The following is a 15,277-nucleotide window of genomic DNA, read 5'->3' as shown; positions in this document are numbered from 1 at the left end:
TATGAAATTGAAGTATCTTTCGATTCTGGAAAAATGTAATAATTTTAAATATTAATTATAAAATTAAACCATTTCTAGATGCTAAAAAGATGAGGTGATTTGAAAATATCAATCTTCAAATCACCTCATCTTCAAATTTTCAAATCCCCTATATCCCTCTCTTAATAGCCTGATAAATCGCTTCGTTGATATTTGTGCGTACGTTCAAGTCAGAAAGTTTTGAATTGTTTCTGGTTGGATACACTCTATTACAAAGGAAAACATATACCAATTGATGTTCTGGGTCTACCCAAGTATAAGTTCCTGTAAAACCAGAATGCCCAAAACTTGATTGACTAGCACTTGCAGCCGCACTAATGCCCGGACGTTTGCGGTCGGGTTTATCAAAACCTACTCCTCTCCTACTATTTTCTTCTATTGAAAAAGGATAAGCCGTCCATTCTTTCATCGTAGATTCTTTGATAAATTGTTTGCCTCCATAATATCCATTTTGAAGATACATCTGCATCAATTTAGCCAAATCTTGTGCTGTACCAAAAAGTCCTGCGTGTCCAGAAATACCATTTAACATAGAAGCCCCCTCGTCGTGTACTCGCCCATGAATAAGCGTTTTACGGTACAGTGAATCATACTCAGAAGGAACAATTCTCGACAATGGAAAATGTTCACGCGCATTATAAGTCAGCGTAGTAGCCCCCAAAGGTTTATAGAAAGTATCTTTCAAGAATGATTCAAAATCTTTTCCCGTTAGGCGAGGAATGATTTTGGGATACATATAATAAGATAAATCTGAATAAACGTATTCCTTTTTCTCTCTTAGAGGTGAATCTTCAATGGCTTTATAAATTGTTTTATTGTAGTCTTTATGCAACCACAAATTATCAGCTACTTGTACAGAATAATCACCTGATTTGGTGTAAGAGAACGTCTTTGGCTTCCAAATGGTTGGGTCTTTTACCAAATTGATACAATCTTTCCAAAGAGCCTTGTCGGTTTGGATAATTTGGCACATTCTAGCTAACGCCTTTTTACGACGGAACAATTTATCCCAGAAAGTAATAGCGTATTTATCAGCATATTTTTCTTTATAAATCTTACTAGCTAATACCATTTTAGTAGAATCCAGACAGTCCATCCAAAAGGGAATCCATGCTTTTAAACGTGCCTGATGCGTAAAGACATCTTTATAAATCAAAGGAGCTTTGTTTGAATTTGCCCATTCTGGAATCAATTCACCCATAGTAGTATTCAACGTAAATTTCCCTTCGTCTTCCATTTTCATCATCGAAGGCACAGACGTACTGATTTTGGTAATAGAAGCTAAATCGTATAAATCGTTGGTAGAAACTGCTGTGCCTTCATAAGTTTGTTTTCCGTAGGCTTTATGCAAAATTACTTTGCCATTTTTTGCCACTAATACTACTGCCCCCGGAGTAGCTTTTTGTCTGATAGCTTCATTAATAATTGAATCAACTTTGCTTGTTAAGAATTTCGTATCAATGCCCACAGCTTCTGGTACGGCATATTGAAAACGCTTGATTGCTTCTGTTTTAATACCATCATTGTATCTAAACGCCATGCTTACGCCTACTGGCAATTTACCTTTAGCACCAATAGCACCAAAAATCAATTCAGCAATTGCGACAGACTCATGCATCTGCGGACTTTCTTGATATGTAATCATTAAAGCTTTGGCTTTGTCAAGATTTTCAAATTTAGATAAGGTATAGGCGTTGGAGAAAAGCGAAACAATGGTTTTAGACGAATTGGCAAACTCCTTTACCAATTCCTGTATTTTAGGATGAATACTATAGTTTTTGGCAGGACGAACCGATTGCCCATTGATAGCCATTAATACCAAATTATAGTTTTTCAAAGAATCTCTCACCGCTTGAATCACTTCATTGCTCGAATTTTCATCTAAATTAAAATGCTGAACATCGGTATAATTTGAAAGCATCTTCTGAAAATCAGTAGGTTTTTTACTACCAAAAGTAGGATTGCCAATATTCAGAGAGGCAATTTTTAACGTGTCTAAGTTTCTGAGTGGAATAATATTCTCGTCATTCTTCAACAACGTAATAGTTTCTTCAGCTAACTGACGATTTAATACTTCTGATTTTTTAGGATTCAAATCAGCAATCAAGTTTTTAAGCTCAATAGGTTGGTATTTATCCAAACCAGCCCAAGCTTTGGCCGTCAAGATTCTTTTTACCCTTAAATCAATATCCGCTTGCGAGATTTCTCCTTTTACCAAGGCTTTTTTAATAGCATTGAAAGCCGCTGGCACATCAATAAAAGTTTCTAACACATCATTACCCGCCAAAATAGCTTTTACATTGGCAGTTCCCTCAGGAAAGAATTTTACAGCCCCTTGCATATCCATCGCATCTGTAAAAACCAATCCCTTAAAGCCTAAATCTTTTCTTAATAAATCAGTAACAATATTTTTAGATAAAGTAGAAGCTAAATTTTTGGTAGTATCCAGCGAAGGAATGCTTAAATGAGCAACCATCACACCTTGTAAACCATTTTCGATTAACGCACGGTACGGGAAAAGCTCTAAAGAATCTAGTCGGGTTCTATTATGGGGAATTACGGGTAAGTCTGTGTGAGAATCCACCCCAGTATCACCATGCCCTGGGAAGTGCTTAGCAGAAGTAATAATACCACCTTTTTGTAAGCCACGCATATAAGCCAAAGCTTTAGAGGTAACTTTCTCGCGATTTTCACCAAAAGAACGGAAATTGATAACGGGGTTGTTAGGGTTATTATTGACATCCACCACTGGTGCATAATTAATATGCACGCCCATTCGCTTACATTGTTGGGCAATTTGTAAGCCCATTTCTTCTAACAATTGCTCGTTACCTTGCATAGCGCCCAAGGTCATTTGGTATGGAAAACGCACTGTGCTATCTAAACGCATTTCAAGTCCCCATTCCAAATCCATTCCTATTAACATAGGTACTTTAGACATAGCCTGTAGCTTGTTTACCATCAATGCTTGTGCCGTTGGGCGATTCCTAAAGAAAACAAAACCTCCGACGTGATAATCTCTTACTATTTTATATAAACGTGCAGTATCATAATCATAACTATAATTGCCCCTAGGCATCATAAGTTGTCCTATTTTTTCATCTACAGAAAGGGAATTGAAAATAGAATCGACCCAACGCTTGTTAGCATTTGGGAAAAGGTCTTGGGCTTTAGTGTGAAGAGTAAGGAAAGTACAAAGTATAAAAGTGATGAAGCTGAATTTTTTCATACAAAATGCTGATTAGTTGATTATGCAATTTACACAAAAAAAAATAGGGATAGTTCAGGACAGCCTATTTCTGAAAGAGATGGATTTTTTTATATTTTGATGAAGCGTATCTGGCAAGATTTTTTAACAATATTTAAGAAATACTAGAGCAGGGTAGATTGCATGATTTTGAGAAAAAGAATAAAATTTTGCTAAAAAACAGAAAACAATGCATATATTTTGTATATATTTAGGGCATAATGCAAGAAATATGGCTAAACGAAAAACAGGTTGTTAATATTTGTTAATGCTCTTAAAAACTTTAGCATTTTTTTTGGAATTAATATTACAACAATTATCTTTGAATCAACCTTTCAGAATAACTACTAAAAAGAGTTTACAAAATTCGCTAAAATAAAAATATAGGAGATATAATATGATATAAAGCTTTACGTTAACTAAATAGATTTATCAAAATGGAAAAAATCCATGTTAACGACAGCGAGCTTGTATCACGCTATATAAAAAACAGTGACGAAAAGGCATTTGAAACTCTTGTTCGCCGATACAAATCCAAAGTTTACACAACGATTTACTTAATTGTTAAAGACACCTTCGTAGCCGAAGATTTAATGCAAGATACTTTCATTAAAGCTGTTGACGTGCTTCGTTCGGGAAAATACAATGATGAAGGGAAATTTTTGCCATGGGTGCTCAGAATTGCTCACAATATGGCGATTGACTATTTCCGTCGTGATAAACGCTATCCAAATGTCGTATTCGAAGATGGTAGCAGTGTGTTTAATACATTAGATTTTGCAGAAGATTCTTATGAAGATTTGCAAATTCGTAATGAGTCGCATGCTCATCTAAGAGACCTGATTAAACGTCTTCCAGACTCGCAAAGAGAAGTGCTAGTGATGCGTCATTACGAAGATATGAGTTTTCAGGAAATTGCAGACGCCACAGGCGTAAGCATTAACACGGCACTAGGAAGAATGCGTTATGCGTTGATAAATCTACGCAAAATGATGAGTAAACATTCTCCGAGCTATGATACAAACCTTTACGCAGCATGACGTTATCCGTTACGTCTATCAAGAAACAACGGAAGAGGAAAATCTTATGATTCAGGACGGACTTGTCCATGATAATGAGATGCTAGAATTTTATTTAGATATGCTTGATGTGAAAGCAGGTTTAGATAAAAGTTTCCAACAACCTTCCGAAAGAAGCATAGACAACATTCTTGCGTATTCGAGAAACCATACAGAAAGTCATCAACCCTTAGTTGTTTAACCTAGGATTGATGACTTTTTTTTGTGAAGCTGTACTAAGAAACCTCCTTGCCGAGGCTTCTTGGTACAGCTTTGTTTTTATAGTCCTTTGGGGTTACAATAAAAAAGAGTATTTTGACTTTCCAAATTTTATAATTTTTCATCAATAAACCCTTAATTGCTTGATAGTCGTAGGTTTATAGGAATAAGTAAAAATATAATTTATCAACGAAGCAACGCTTGGAAGATTGGGGTTGTCTAACATCACATAATCCTTACTTTAAAAATGTTGTTTTTCAAGGTCATTTTACTTACACGATAAATCGTTCCCTATCCATTAACAAAAAACATAGCATGAAACGACTGATTACACTGACACTCTTGTTGGGGGGATTTGCTTCTTTTGCTCAAGAGAAACAATTGTATAATACTTCTCAACAAAAAAGGCTACAAAGTTTATCGGCTGAGTTTTCTACTCAACAAGATAATAATTATCAAAAAGCTGTTAAAGTTGCTACCGAAAAGAAATGGCAACTCAATGGAAATCTAAAAAACAATCGTTTCTTTAAACTTTACGGAATAGACGAAACAGGACATCCGCTATATGTAGCTACTGAGAGTAATGCACAAGCGGCTGCTACTACGCGTACTGATCAATTGTATACGGGAGGTTCATTAGGAGTGTCATTGAATGGGAGTAGTGCTTCTGTAAAAAATAAATTAGGTGTGTGGGATGGCGGAGGAGTATTGGCAACGCATCAGGAACTAACATCAAGAGTAACTCAGCAAGATAAAGTAACAGGAACGAACTTACACTCTACGCACGTAGCAGGAACATTAATTGCCCAAGGCATATCACCCCTTGCCAAAGGAATGGCTTTTGGCGCAAATTTAAAAGCTTGGGATTTTACCAGTGATGTCTCTGAAATGACTGCTGGAGCAGCAGACTTATTAGTTTCGAATCACTCTTATGGATTTTTAGCAGGCTGGAGTTATGATGATACTAGAAGCCGTTGGGCATGGTATGGTAATACAAGCATTAGCCAAACGGAAGACTATAAGTTTGGATTTTATGACACCAACACACAGTCGTGGGATAAGGTTGCTAATAACGCACCATACTACCTTATCGTAAAATCAGCAGGGAATAACAGGGGTGAAACAGGGCCTACAGCAGGAGAATATTATTACTTGGGTTCTTCGAGTGATACAAGCTCGGTTGTAAGAAGTAAAAATGATAGCTATGATATCTTAGCCACAACTAGCACAGCCAAAAATATTTTGACAGTAGGTGCTGTAAATGGAACGAGTGGCAAAGCACCTTTAAGGGCATCAGATATTAGTATTTCATCTTTTAGTAGTTGGGGCCCTACAGACGACGGTAGAATAAAACCAGATATTGTAGCGGTTGGCGTTAACTTACTTTCAAGCTCAAATGCTTCTGCGACTAGCTATACTATTTTAAGTGGAACGTCGATGGCTTCACCACAGGCTGCTGGAAGTATCTTGTTGTTACAAGAATTGTATGCTCAAAAAAATGATGGTTTATTGATGCGTTCGTCCACACTAAAAGGCTTGGTATTGCATACAGCCGACGATGCAGGGAATGTTGGTCCAGACTATATTTATGGTTGGGGTTTATTAAACATGGAAAGAGCAGGGAAAGTGATTCAGAATGCTGATAAATCGTATGATATTTCTGAAAGAACGTTAGCGAATGGAGGTTCATACACTCAAAAAGTTATTGCTTCTGGCAAAGGGGCTTTAACTGCTACTATTTGTTGGACAGACCCAGAAGGAACAGCAACGAGCGCAACTGCTGCGAATTTGAATAATCGTACACCTAAATTAATTAACGATTTAGATATCAGGATTTCAGATGGCACCAATAATTATTTGCCTTTTATTCTTAATCCCGACCAACCAAGTGCTTTAGCTACCAAAGGAGATAACATCAGAGATAACGTTGAACAGATTTTGATTGCTGATGCTGTTCCGGGTAAAAGCTATACGATAACTATCAATCATAAGAATACGCTGAAAAACAGTACACAAGACTATGCTTTGATATTGAGTGGAATAGGAGGGACAGAGTATTGTGCCTCAGTACCAACTACTTCATTGAACAATATTGAAAGTATCAAATTAGGAGATGTAACGACAGGATATAAAGCATCTTCTTCTCAGAGTTTACCATTAGAAATTAGTTTAAAGGGTACTAGTACTAAAAAAGTACGTGTTTATATTGACTGGAATGCTAACGGAACATTTGAAGAAGCTACAGAATTAGCTGCAAGTTCTGGTGATATTGTAGGAGCGAGTGTTTTCAAAGCCACGATTGCTGTGCCATCTGGCTTAACGATTGGAAACAGTACTATCATGAGGGTAGTTACAGGAGAAGACCTTGGTACTGCCAGTATTAGTAGTTGTGGAACTTATGCAAAAGGTATCACACAAGACTATAAAATAGATTTTGTTCGCCCGAGCATAGATGTGGCTGTCCTAGATTTGATAACACCAGAAGTGAGTAACTTTTGTGCTTCTGCATCAGGTTCAGTATCCATTTCATTAAGGAATAATGGTACTGCTACGTTACAAAATATTCCTGTAACTGTAAATGTATCAGACGGTACAGGCGTAATAGCTGTATTGACAGGTACTTATAAAAATCAATTAGCTACTTTAAGTGATGGAACACTTTTGTTAGATGGTACTTTCAGTGCTAAGGTTGGGGGGAATTATACTTTTGCCGTAAAATTAGGCTTAGCTAATGATCAAGATGTGACGAATGATACAAAAACATTTGTACGCCAAGTTACGGCATCTGCAACACCAACAACGGCCATTGCGGCGGTCTGTGAAGGAGCGACTACTTTAAATGTTAAAGGTACTGAAACATCTACTTTGCTTTGGTATGATGCACTAACGGGCGGAAACCTATTGTTCACAGGAAATTCGGGCTCATTTACTAAACCAGCCAATACAGATAAAATATATGTTGGTGTAAATGATATTGCGGGTTCTGTGGGACCAAAAGATAAGTATGTTTACGGCGGAGGAAGTTATTATGAATCGTTTGGCCCAGAACCAATCATTGTTACACAAACCCCTTTGGTGATTGAAAGTGCAAGAGTATATATTGGTACAGCAGGTAAAATTACTTTTACAATTTACCGACAGTCAGACTCGACACCAATTTCTTCGGTGAGTTTTGATGTTACGCCTACTCGTACAACAGCCAACTCAACCCGTTCAAGTAATCAGTTGGTGGATGATTTGACCGACCAAGGAATTGTGTTACCGCTAAATTTAGCGATTCCAACAGCAGGTACGTATGTATTATCACAAGAATGTACAAACGGAGCATCTATTTATAGAAGTAACTTAAATGCTAATTCGACTGTATCTGGCGCTGATTTAATCGGTTTCCCCTTTACTATTCCTAATGTAATAAGCATCACAGGCTCATTATACAACAGCTCTACCATCAAAACGGGATATTACTATACGTATGACATGAAAGTAAAATCTTATGGTTGTCCAAGTACTAGGGTAGAAGTGCCAATTACTACACAAGCAGCGCCAAAAGTAACGGTTAGTCCATCCACAGCATTTAGTATTTGTCAAGATGACGCTAAGTTATTAACTGCAAGCAGTGGTACTAATTATACTTATCAATGGCTATTAAATGGTCAGTCAATTGCTGGAGCTACCTCAGCGACGTATTCAGTGATAAAATCAGGAGCTTATAGTGTAAAGGTTACTGAAAATGGTTTTTGTTCTGCCACGTCAGCGGCTGTGAATGGCACTCTTATAACACCTATTATTCCACAAGTAAAATTGGAAGCTGGTGCATTAAGCCTTACTTCTGGTTCGAATCCCGTTTGGTACCTTAGTGGAAGCATTATTGCTGATGCTGTTACTAATACCATTACTCCAACGAAATCAGGCGTGTACATGGCTAAGGTGACTGACACCAATGGCTGTTCAGTTTTTTCTGAGGGATATACCTTTACAGTAACTGCGGTTGAGGCTGAAGTAAATACAGAGGAAACAGCCAAAATATATCCAAATCCTGCTCCCCAGTCGTTTAAAGTAGAATATACAACGCCACAAAATCCTAAATATGTTTATGCCGAAATGATAAATCTATTAGGAGTAACTATTTCTGCGAAAGAATTGGTAAAATCGGATGGTATTTATAAAACAGAGTTTGATGTATCTCAACAAAATGCGGGTACATTCTTTATCAGAATTTACTCAGAAAAATCTGTGAAAGTAGTACCTATTGTAATCAATAGAAACTAGGGTCTTAAAGCTTCATAAAAAATCCCAGTTGTTTGTAGTGCTTACTACTTACGACTGGGATTTTTTTATTGAGGAAATATCAAGAATAAATAGCTATTGAAAATTATTACTTAATAAATCTTCTATTGAAATGCCCAATACTTGGCTAAGTTTTTTTGCTTCAACGATATTTGGAAGACTTTGGTCACTCTCCCAAGCTGATATTTTACTTTGAGAAGGAATGTTAATTAAATCAGCTAAAGCTGCTTGTGAAAGGTGATTTTTCATACGTAGATTTCTAATGTTTTTTCCTAGGTTGGACATAACTATTAATTTTTTAAAGTAGAATTAAATGATGAATTATTGATTCTAAACCAAATATCTTAGAGATGAACGTATTTCACAAGTAAAAATTGTAAAATTTTCTAATTATCTAAAAGTAGATGAAAATTATCTGATTTCAGATTGGAGAGTAGGAAGGAGTTTGGCAAATTTGTTTTAATCAAAGCCCCAATCACACTGTGTGATTGGTTTATCACTTTGGTTTCTATTTTTATGAAAAATACATTTTTAAAGTTGAGTGACCAGTTTTTATCAAAAGCACAAATGAAAACAATTATTGGCGGATCTGATGGTGATGAAGATGGAGGAGATGATCTAGGTGCAAGACCTTGGCATCAATGCTGCTGTCCTGGTGCTGGTTGTGCCTGGACTCGTGCTAAATGCAGTGATGTGGCAGCAATGGGAGGACGTGAAGGATGCTATGATCCTAAGTAACCTTATCAAAGAATAGTTATTCTTGTATTACGACTACTTTAAAGGTACATTCCTAATGTGAATGTACCTTTTTAAAAAGTTAATACTAATTTGTTAATACAAAAAAAACTCTTAAGATTAAGAAAGAAAATAAAGATTAATGCTTTATTACACAATAAGATAGTATTAATAATATACTATAATTAAAATTGAACTTTTTAGGTAAATAAGAACATTGATTGAGAATTAAAAACTATAAATATAAAGTTTACAGAAAGATATCAAGAGATTTTAAAACAGTTAGTTCAATTTTTTTTCATCAGATTTTTCGGAAGGTTATATTATTCTTGTACAAAGAAATCTTAATAATTAGAAATGAAAATTAATACCATTTTATGATTTTGTTATTGAAAATTCTGGTGATTACGTTTTATGGGAGGATTAGAGTTTGATTTTAAAAACAATCTATATACTTTTCTAGATGTAATTGTTTGAAGTAGTCCAGCCAAGAATTGGTTTTAAAAAGTATTTCTATCTAAATTAAATATTGTATGGGTAAAAAATTAGATAAATGAGGTGTAATAGACCTCTACGGAAAATACCATTTGAATGTGATTCAGTAATATAATTCGACACATTAGGAAAAGCTATTATTCGAAAAGGAAAGTGTTTTGGAATTCTTCTACAAAAAGAATTGACCAATTGTACCCTTTTAAAGAAAGTATAGCACTCGTACAGAAGAACGATAAATTTGGTTATATAAACGACAAATGACAAGAAATATCGCTCATAAAATATATAAGTGCTACCAATTTTGATAATGGAAACGCAATTGTTGAAAACACTTTTTATTGGGAAAAAATGAATAAAAATGGAGAGACAAGTTTTAATAGTTTAAAATGGAATATACTCATTATTATACTTGGTATTTTAGTAGTATCGTGGTTTGTTTTGCATAAATTAAATTTAGCTAGTCTCTGATATAATGGTAATTATTTCAAAAATCAACTCAACTCCCTCTATGAAATATAAAAATAATGTCGAAGCAGTCATAAAACATTTAGGACTAAAGGTTACAGAAAATACTATAAAAACTGCTTTCAAATTTCATCCAGACTATCCAAGTCTATCTACTCTTTCAGATATTTTATTTGAATGGAAGGTTGATAATTTGGCAGTCAAAATCTCTCCGCAACAATTGAAAGAAATAACCTACCCCGCTATTGCACACTTAGAAGATGAAAGGGATGATTATTTTGTTTTGTTGCAAAAATTTGAAAATCAGAAAGTTACTTACTGGGATTCTGAAAATGGAATTGTTACAGAAACTATTGAACTCTTTACTTCAAAATGGCAAGGTGTAACATTACTTTTAGAACAATCTGAAAGTTCAGGAGAGCCAGATTATGAAAAAGTTACAAGAAAAGAAACCTTTAGAAGTATAGAAAAATGGATTGGATTTATCACATTAGGGCTTGTAGCTTTATGTGGTTTTGCTATTTCTGAAACTTGGAAAAATGCTTTATTATGGTTGATTCTGGTCTTAGGTACTACAATAAGTACCATCATTATGTTGGGTGAATACGGTATCAAAAGCCCCACTATAAAAAAATTATGTAATTTAAATAATCAGACTAATTGTGATATGGTTTTGCAATCTTCTGGCTCAAAATTATTCAATCATTTTAGTTGGGCGGAGATTGGCTTTTGCTATTTTGTTGGAACAAGTATTTTTACGATTATTATTTTCTTGATAAAAGATTTTTCATCATTAAATACGCTTACCATTATTTCAACGATTAGCTTACCTTACACCATTTTTTCAGTCTATTATCAAAAGCAAATCGTTAAGAAGTGGTGTACACTTTGTTTAGTGATTCAGGCTATTTTGATTTTGGAATTTATAGTTTTAATTACCAATAATTCACTTGAAATTCCTGATTTTTTTTCGGTTATATTGTTGATAATTAATATGTTGGCTACTATGTCTGTCTGGTTTTTTATTAAGCCTTCACTTGAAAAAGCACGTATCGTTCCCAATTTGGAACGTTCTGTAATGACCTACAAATACAACAGTGAAATTTTTATAAGCCACCTCGAAACCCAAAGAGTTGTATCAGTTGGTTACAGTCCCATCACTCAAGGAAATAGAAATGCTAATGTATTGATAACAATGGTTTCCAATCCTTTCTGCGGACCTTGTGCCAAAGCACACGAAGTTTTAGAAAACCTAATGGCGAGTTATGGAGATTATCTCAAGATTGAATTTATTTTCACGGGTAGGGGGGAAAGTTTAGAAGTAATAAAACATATTTGTAGTTTAGATGAATCACAAACTCAAGAAGCTCTAAATGATTGGTATAAGATGGTTAATTTTGAACAATGGGTAGAAAAATATCCTACAGAAATTTCGGAATACTCTGAAAGTCAAATGAATAACTTTTTGGAGTGGAGTAGTAATGCACGAATAACTCATACACCTACTTTCTTTATAAATGGAAAAGAGTTGGTATCTCCTTACACTATTCAGGATTTGAAATATCATGTCAAGGTACTTACAGAACAAGTAATTGTTTGAGAGTTTCGAAATTATAACAAAGAAACACATTAAAAATGCCCAATTTTCCCTTCTACCAACAACTAGACCAAATGGATTGTGGTCCTACTTGTTTACGCATGATAGCTAAACATTATGGACTGAGCTTAAATATTCAAAAGCTGAGAGATGCTTCGGGGTTTAGTAGGGAAGGAGTTTCATTACTTGGTATTGCAGAGGCAGCAGAGGGTATAGGCTTTAGAACCATCGCCGTAAAAGTCCCTATTGATAAACTACTCAAGGATGTTCCGTTTCCTTGTATTATTCACTGGCAACAACAGCATTTTGTGGTTTTGGTAGAAGTACACAAAAATGCTGTTTTGTTGGCAGACCCCGCCAAAGGTTTAAGGACAATATCTAAAGCCGATTTTTGCGAGCACTGGGCTACTACGAAAGAAGATGGTCAACCAGTAGGCATAGCCTTATTATTAGACCCAACACCTGCTTTCTATGAGCAAGAAGACGACAAAAAACAAGGCTTAGATTTTAGTTATCTCCTTAAATATGTTTGGTCATATAAAAAACTATTATTTCAATTAGCCATTGGTCTATTGGTCGGGAGTGGTTTACAATTGGTTTTCCCTTTCCTTACACAATCTATCGTTGATGTTGGTATTCAGACCCGTAATCTTAACTTTATATATATGATGTTGGCGGCACAATTAATGTTGTTTGCCAGTAGAACAGTCGTCGAATTTATCCGCTCTTGGATATTATTGCATATCAGTATCCGTATCAATCTCTCAATTCTTTCTGATTTTCTGATAAAATTGATGAAGTTGCCCATGTCATTTTTTGATACAAAGATGTTTGGCGACATCATGCAACGGATTGGAGACCATAGTCGTATCGAACAGTTTATGACTGGGCAAGCGCTTAATACACTTTTTTCTTTGGTCAATCTCTTGATTTTTGGATGTGTGTTGGCTTTGTATAGTTTACCCATTTTTTCAATCTTTATGATTGGGTCTGTTCTCTATGCATTTTGGGTAGTATTGTTTTTGAAAGAAAGACGCAAATTAGATTTTAAAATGTTTGATGTGGCTGCTAAAAATCAAGGATCTTTGGTGCAGTTGATTCAAGGAATGCAAGAAATTAAATTAGCTAATGCCGAACATCTAAAACGTTGGGAATGGGAGCGTATTCAAACCAGAATATTTCAATTTCAAACCAAAGGCTTGGCACTTAATCAGTATCAACAGGCAGGGGCTTTTTTCTTGAATGAAGGAAAAAATATTTTAATCACTTTTTTCTCAGCCAAAGCAGTGGTAGATGGGCAACTAACTTTGGGGACAATGTTGGCGATACAATATATCATAGGACAACTGAATGCCCCTATAGAATCACTAATCCAATTTGTACAATCAGCCCAAAGTGCTAAAATTAGTTTAGAACGATTGAATGAAATACATGAATTGCAGGATGAGGAAAAAAATGAAGTGTTATCGTATAAACATGCTGGAGATAAAGGGGCAAGTGTTATGTTGAAAAACATAAGTTTTACCTATCCAGGGGCAGGCAATGAACCTGTTTTGAAAAATATTAATTTAGAAATTCCCCAAGGAAAGATAACGGCAATTGTTGGTATGAGTGGCAGTGGTAAAACGACCCTACTGAAATTATTATTAAAATTCTATGACATAAAAGGAGAAATAAAAATCGGCAATGCACCATTCGATAGTTTTAGGGCAAGAGATTGGCGAGGGAAATGTGGGGTAGTAATGCAAGATGGTTTTATTTTTTCGGATACTGTTGCTCGTAATATCGCTTTAGGCGACGAACAACCAAATCTTGAAAAACTTTATCATGCTTGTGAAGTAGCTAATATTTTAAGCTTTATTGAAAGCTTGCCTTTAGGCTTTAATACAAAAATAGGTTCGGAAGGAAATGGAATAAGTCAAGGACAAAAACAACGCTTATTGATTGCTAGAGCTGTGTATAAAGACCCAGAATACTTGTTTTTTGATGAGGCTACCAATGCACTTGATGCTAATAATGAAAAGAAGATTTTAGAAAATCTTGATGAGTTTTTTCATGGAAGAACGGTTATCGTTGTTGCACACCGATTAAGTACTGTTAAAAATGCAGACCAGATTGTAGTGCTTCATAATGGAGAAATAACAGAAATTGGTACGCATGAGAGCCTAACAACCAAACGAGGAGAATATTTCAACTTAGTGAAAAATCAGTTAGAATTAGGGAATTAATGAGTATAGTAGCATAGGTTTCCAACCTGTGTATCTTTAAGTAAGACCAAGACAGGTTGAAAACCTGTGCTACCTAATATGGAAATTAATATTAAAGACATAGAGCCTCCAATAGTCTACTTGAACGGCTCACAACTGAAAAAAGTAGATTTGCCAAAACCCAAATTGGAACTACGTTCAGAAGAAGTCAATGAGATTTTAAGTAAAAGACCAGCTCTAATTATTCGTTATGGTTTAACAATAATTGCTTTTCTAGGGATTTTAGGCATCGTTGCTTCGTGGTATATTAAGTATCCTGAAGTCATCAAAGGAAGTGTGATGATTACTACTGAAATTCCACCATTGAAAGTAATTCCCAAAGTATCGGGGCGATTACAAAAATTATTGGTTAATCCCAATCAATTAGTTAGACAAGGAGATTTTATTGCCGAAATTGAAAATACTACTCGTTTGGAAAACCGACCAATTCTTCAAACACTTTCGCAGCAATTAAAATCGTATTTACAAAACACTTCTTTAAAAGTAGCTTTTCCTTCTAACACATTCACCTTTGGTGATTTACAAATAGAGTATAATAATCTGCTAAAAAATTACCAAGAATCCGAACGACTTTTAGGAGATGTGATTTACTTGCAACGTAAGAATATCTTAATACAACAAATTACAGATTATAAAAAGCTAGTGGTTATCAATCAGCGACAAGTTGAAATCAACCAAGAAGAGTTTCACAATGTAGAGATTAAATATGTAGCGGACAAAAAGCTTTATCAAGATAAAGTATATGGGAAATTAGAGTTTTTAGCCTTCGAAAATACCTTTTTACAAAAGAAGAAAGACAATGAGAACTATGCTAAAGTATTAGTAGAAAATAGTTTAACACTTTCGGAAAGACAAAAGCAATTGGCAG

Annotated in this window: 9 protein-coding genes; 7 read left to right on the top strand and 2 right to left on the bottom strand. The window is 35.1% G+C overall.

Annotated elements, in window-relative coordinates:
- Positions 1-148 precede the first annotated feature (148 nt).
- On the bottom strand, positions 149-3,268 hold the full coding sequence (locus AC07XN_RS04925) for a serine hydrolase domain-containing protein (RefSeq protein WP_494742230.1): 3,120 nt from the start codon (positions 3,266-3,268) through the stop codon (positions 149-151).
- Positions 3,269-3,723: 455 nt separating this feature from the next.
- On the opposite strand from AC07XN_RS04925, the gene AC07XN_RS04920 reads away from it, so the two are divergent.
- The 3 genes from AC07XN_RS04920 (at position 3,724) to AC07XN_RS04910 (ending at position 8,832) form a co-directional block, all read left to right on the top strand.
- On the top strand, positions 3,724-4,326 hold the full coding sequence (locus AC07XN_RS04920) for an RNA polymerase sigma factor (RefSeq protein WP_309921688.1): 603 nt from the start codon (positions 3,724-3,726) through the stop codon (positions 4,324-4,326).
- A complete protein-coding gene (locus AC07XN_RS04915) occupies positions 4,301-4,546 on the top strand; it encodes a hypothetical protein (protein WP_309921692.1) in 246 nt (81 codons plus the stop codon). The genes AC07XN_RS04920 and AC07XN_RS04915 overlap by 26 nt, the downstream gene beginning before the upstream one ends.
- A gap of 332 nt (positions 4,547-4,878) precedes the next feature.
- Positions 4,879-8,832, top strand: coding sequence for a S8 family serine peptidase (locus AC07XN_RS04910; protein ID WP_494742229.1), 3,954 nt, complete (start codon positions 4,879-4,881; stop codon positions 8,830-8,832).
- Positions 8,833-8,925: 93 nt separating this feature from the next.
- On the opposite strand, the gene AC07XN_RS04905 is transcribed toward AC07XN_RS04910, so the two are convergent.
- Positions 8,926-9,135 carry a helix-turn-helix transcriptional regulator gene (locus AC07XN_RS04905; RefSeq protein WP_494742228.1) on the bottom strand — a complete coding sequence of 70 codons (210 nt, stop codon included), beginning with the start codon at positions 9,133-9,135 and terminating at the stop codon, positions 8,926-8,928.
- Between the two features lie 231 nt (positions 9,136-9,366).
- On the opposite strand from AC07XN_RS04905, the gene AC07XN_RS04900 reads away from it, so the two are divergent.
- From AC07XN_RS04900 to AC07XN_RS04885, 4 genes are all read left to right on the top strand, one after another.
- A complete protein-coding gene (locus AC07XN_RS04900; protein WP_494742227.1) occupies positions 9,367-9,588 on the top strand; it encodes a hypothetical protein in 222 nt (73 codons plus the stop codon).
- 1,000 nt (positions 9,589-10,588) lie between these two features.
- Entirely contained in the window at positions 10,589-12,145 is a 1,557-nt protein-coding gene (locus AC07XN_RS04895; protein WP_494742226.1) for a cysteine peptidase family C39 domain-containing protein, read from the top strand.
- 35 nt (positions 12,146-12,180) lie between these two features.
- Positions 12,181-14,370 (top strand): peptidase domain-containing ABC transporter, encoded by a 2,190-nt coding sequence (locus tag AC07XN_RS04890; protein ID WP_494742225.1) that lies wholly within the window; start codon positions 12,181-12,183, stop codon positions 14,368-14,370.
- A gap of 78 nt (positions 14,371-14,448) precedes the next feature.
- Positions 14,449-15,277 (top strand): HlyD family secretion protein (locus AC07XN_RS04885; RefSeq protein WP_494742224.1); only part of this gene is annotated, 829 nt, incomplete at its 3' end.

Source organism: Arcicella sp. GW458-12-2-14-TSB2 (assembly GCF_059423785.1).
This window is presented reverse-complemented; position numbering and strand designations above follow the sequence as displayed.

Excerpts from the sequence above, each read along its gene's own strand:
- AC07XN_RS04910 (WP_494742229.1), top strand. The coding sequence starts at position 4,879 with ATGAAACGACTGATTACACTGACACTCTTGTTGGGGGGATTTGCTTCT.
- AC07XN_RS04925 (WP_494742230.1), bottom strand. The coding sequence starts at position 3,268 with ATGAAAAAATTCAGCTTCATCACTTTTATACTTTGTACTTTCCTTACT.
- AC07XN_RS04920 (WP_309921688.1), top strand. The coding sequence starts at position 3,724 with ATGGAAAAAATCCATGTTAACGACAGCGAGCTTGTATCACGCTATATA.
- AC07XN_RS04905 (WP_494742228.1), bottom strand. The coding sequence starts at position 9,135 with ATGTCCAACCTAGGAAAAAACATTAGAAATCTACGTATGAAAAATCAC.
- AC07XN_RS04895 (WP_494742226.1), top strand. The coding sequence starts at position 10,589 with ATGAAATATAAAAATAATGTCGAAGCAGTCATAAAACATTTAGGACTA.
- AC07XN_RS04890 (WP_494742225.1), top strand. The coding sequence starts at position 12,181 with ATGCCCAATTTTCCCTTCTACCAACAACTAGACCAAATGGATTGTGGT.
- AC07XN_RS04900 (WP_494742227.1), top strand. The coding sequence starts at position 9,367 with ATGAAAAATACATTTTTAAAGTTGAGTGACCAGTTTTTATCAAAAGCA.
- AC07XN_RS04915 (WP_309921692.1), top strand. The coding sequence starts at position 4,301 with ATGATACAAACCTTTACGCAGCATGACGTTATCCGTTACGTCTATCAA.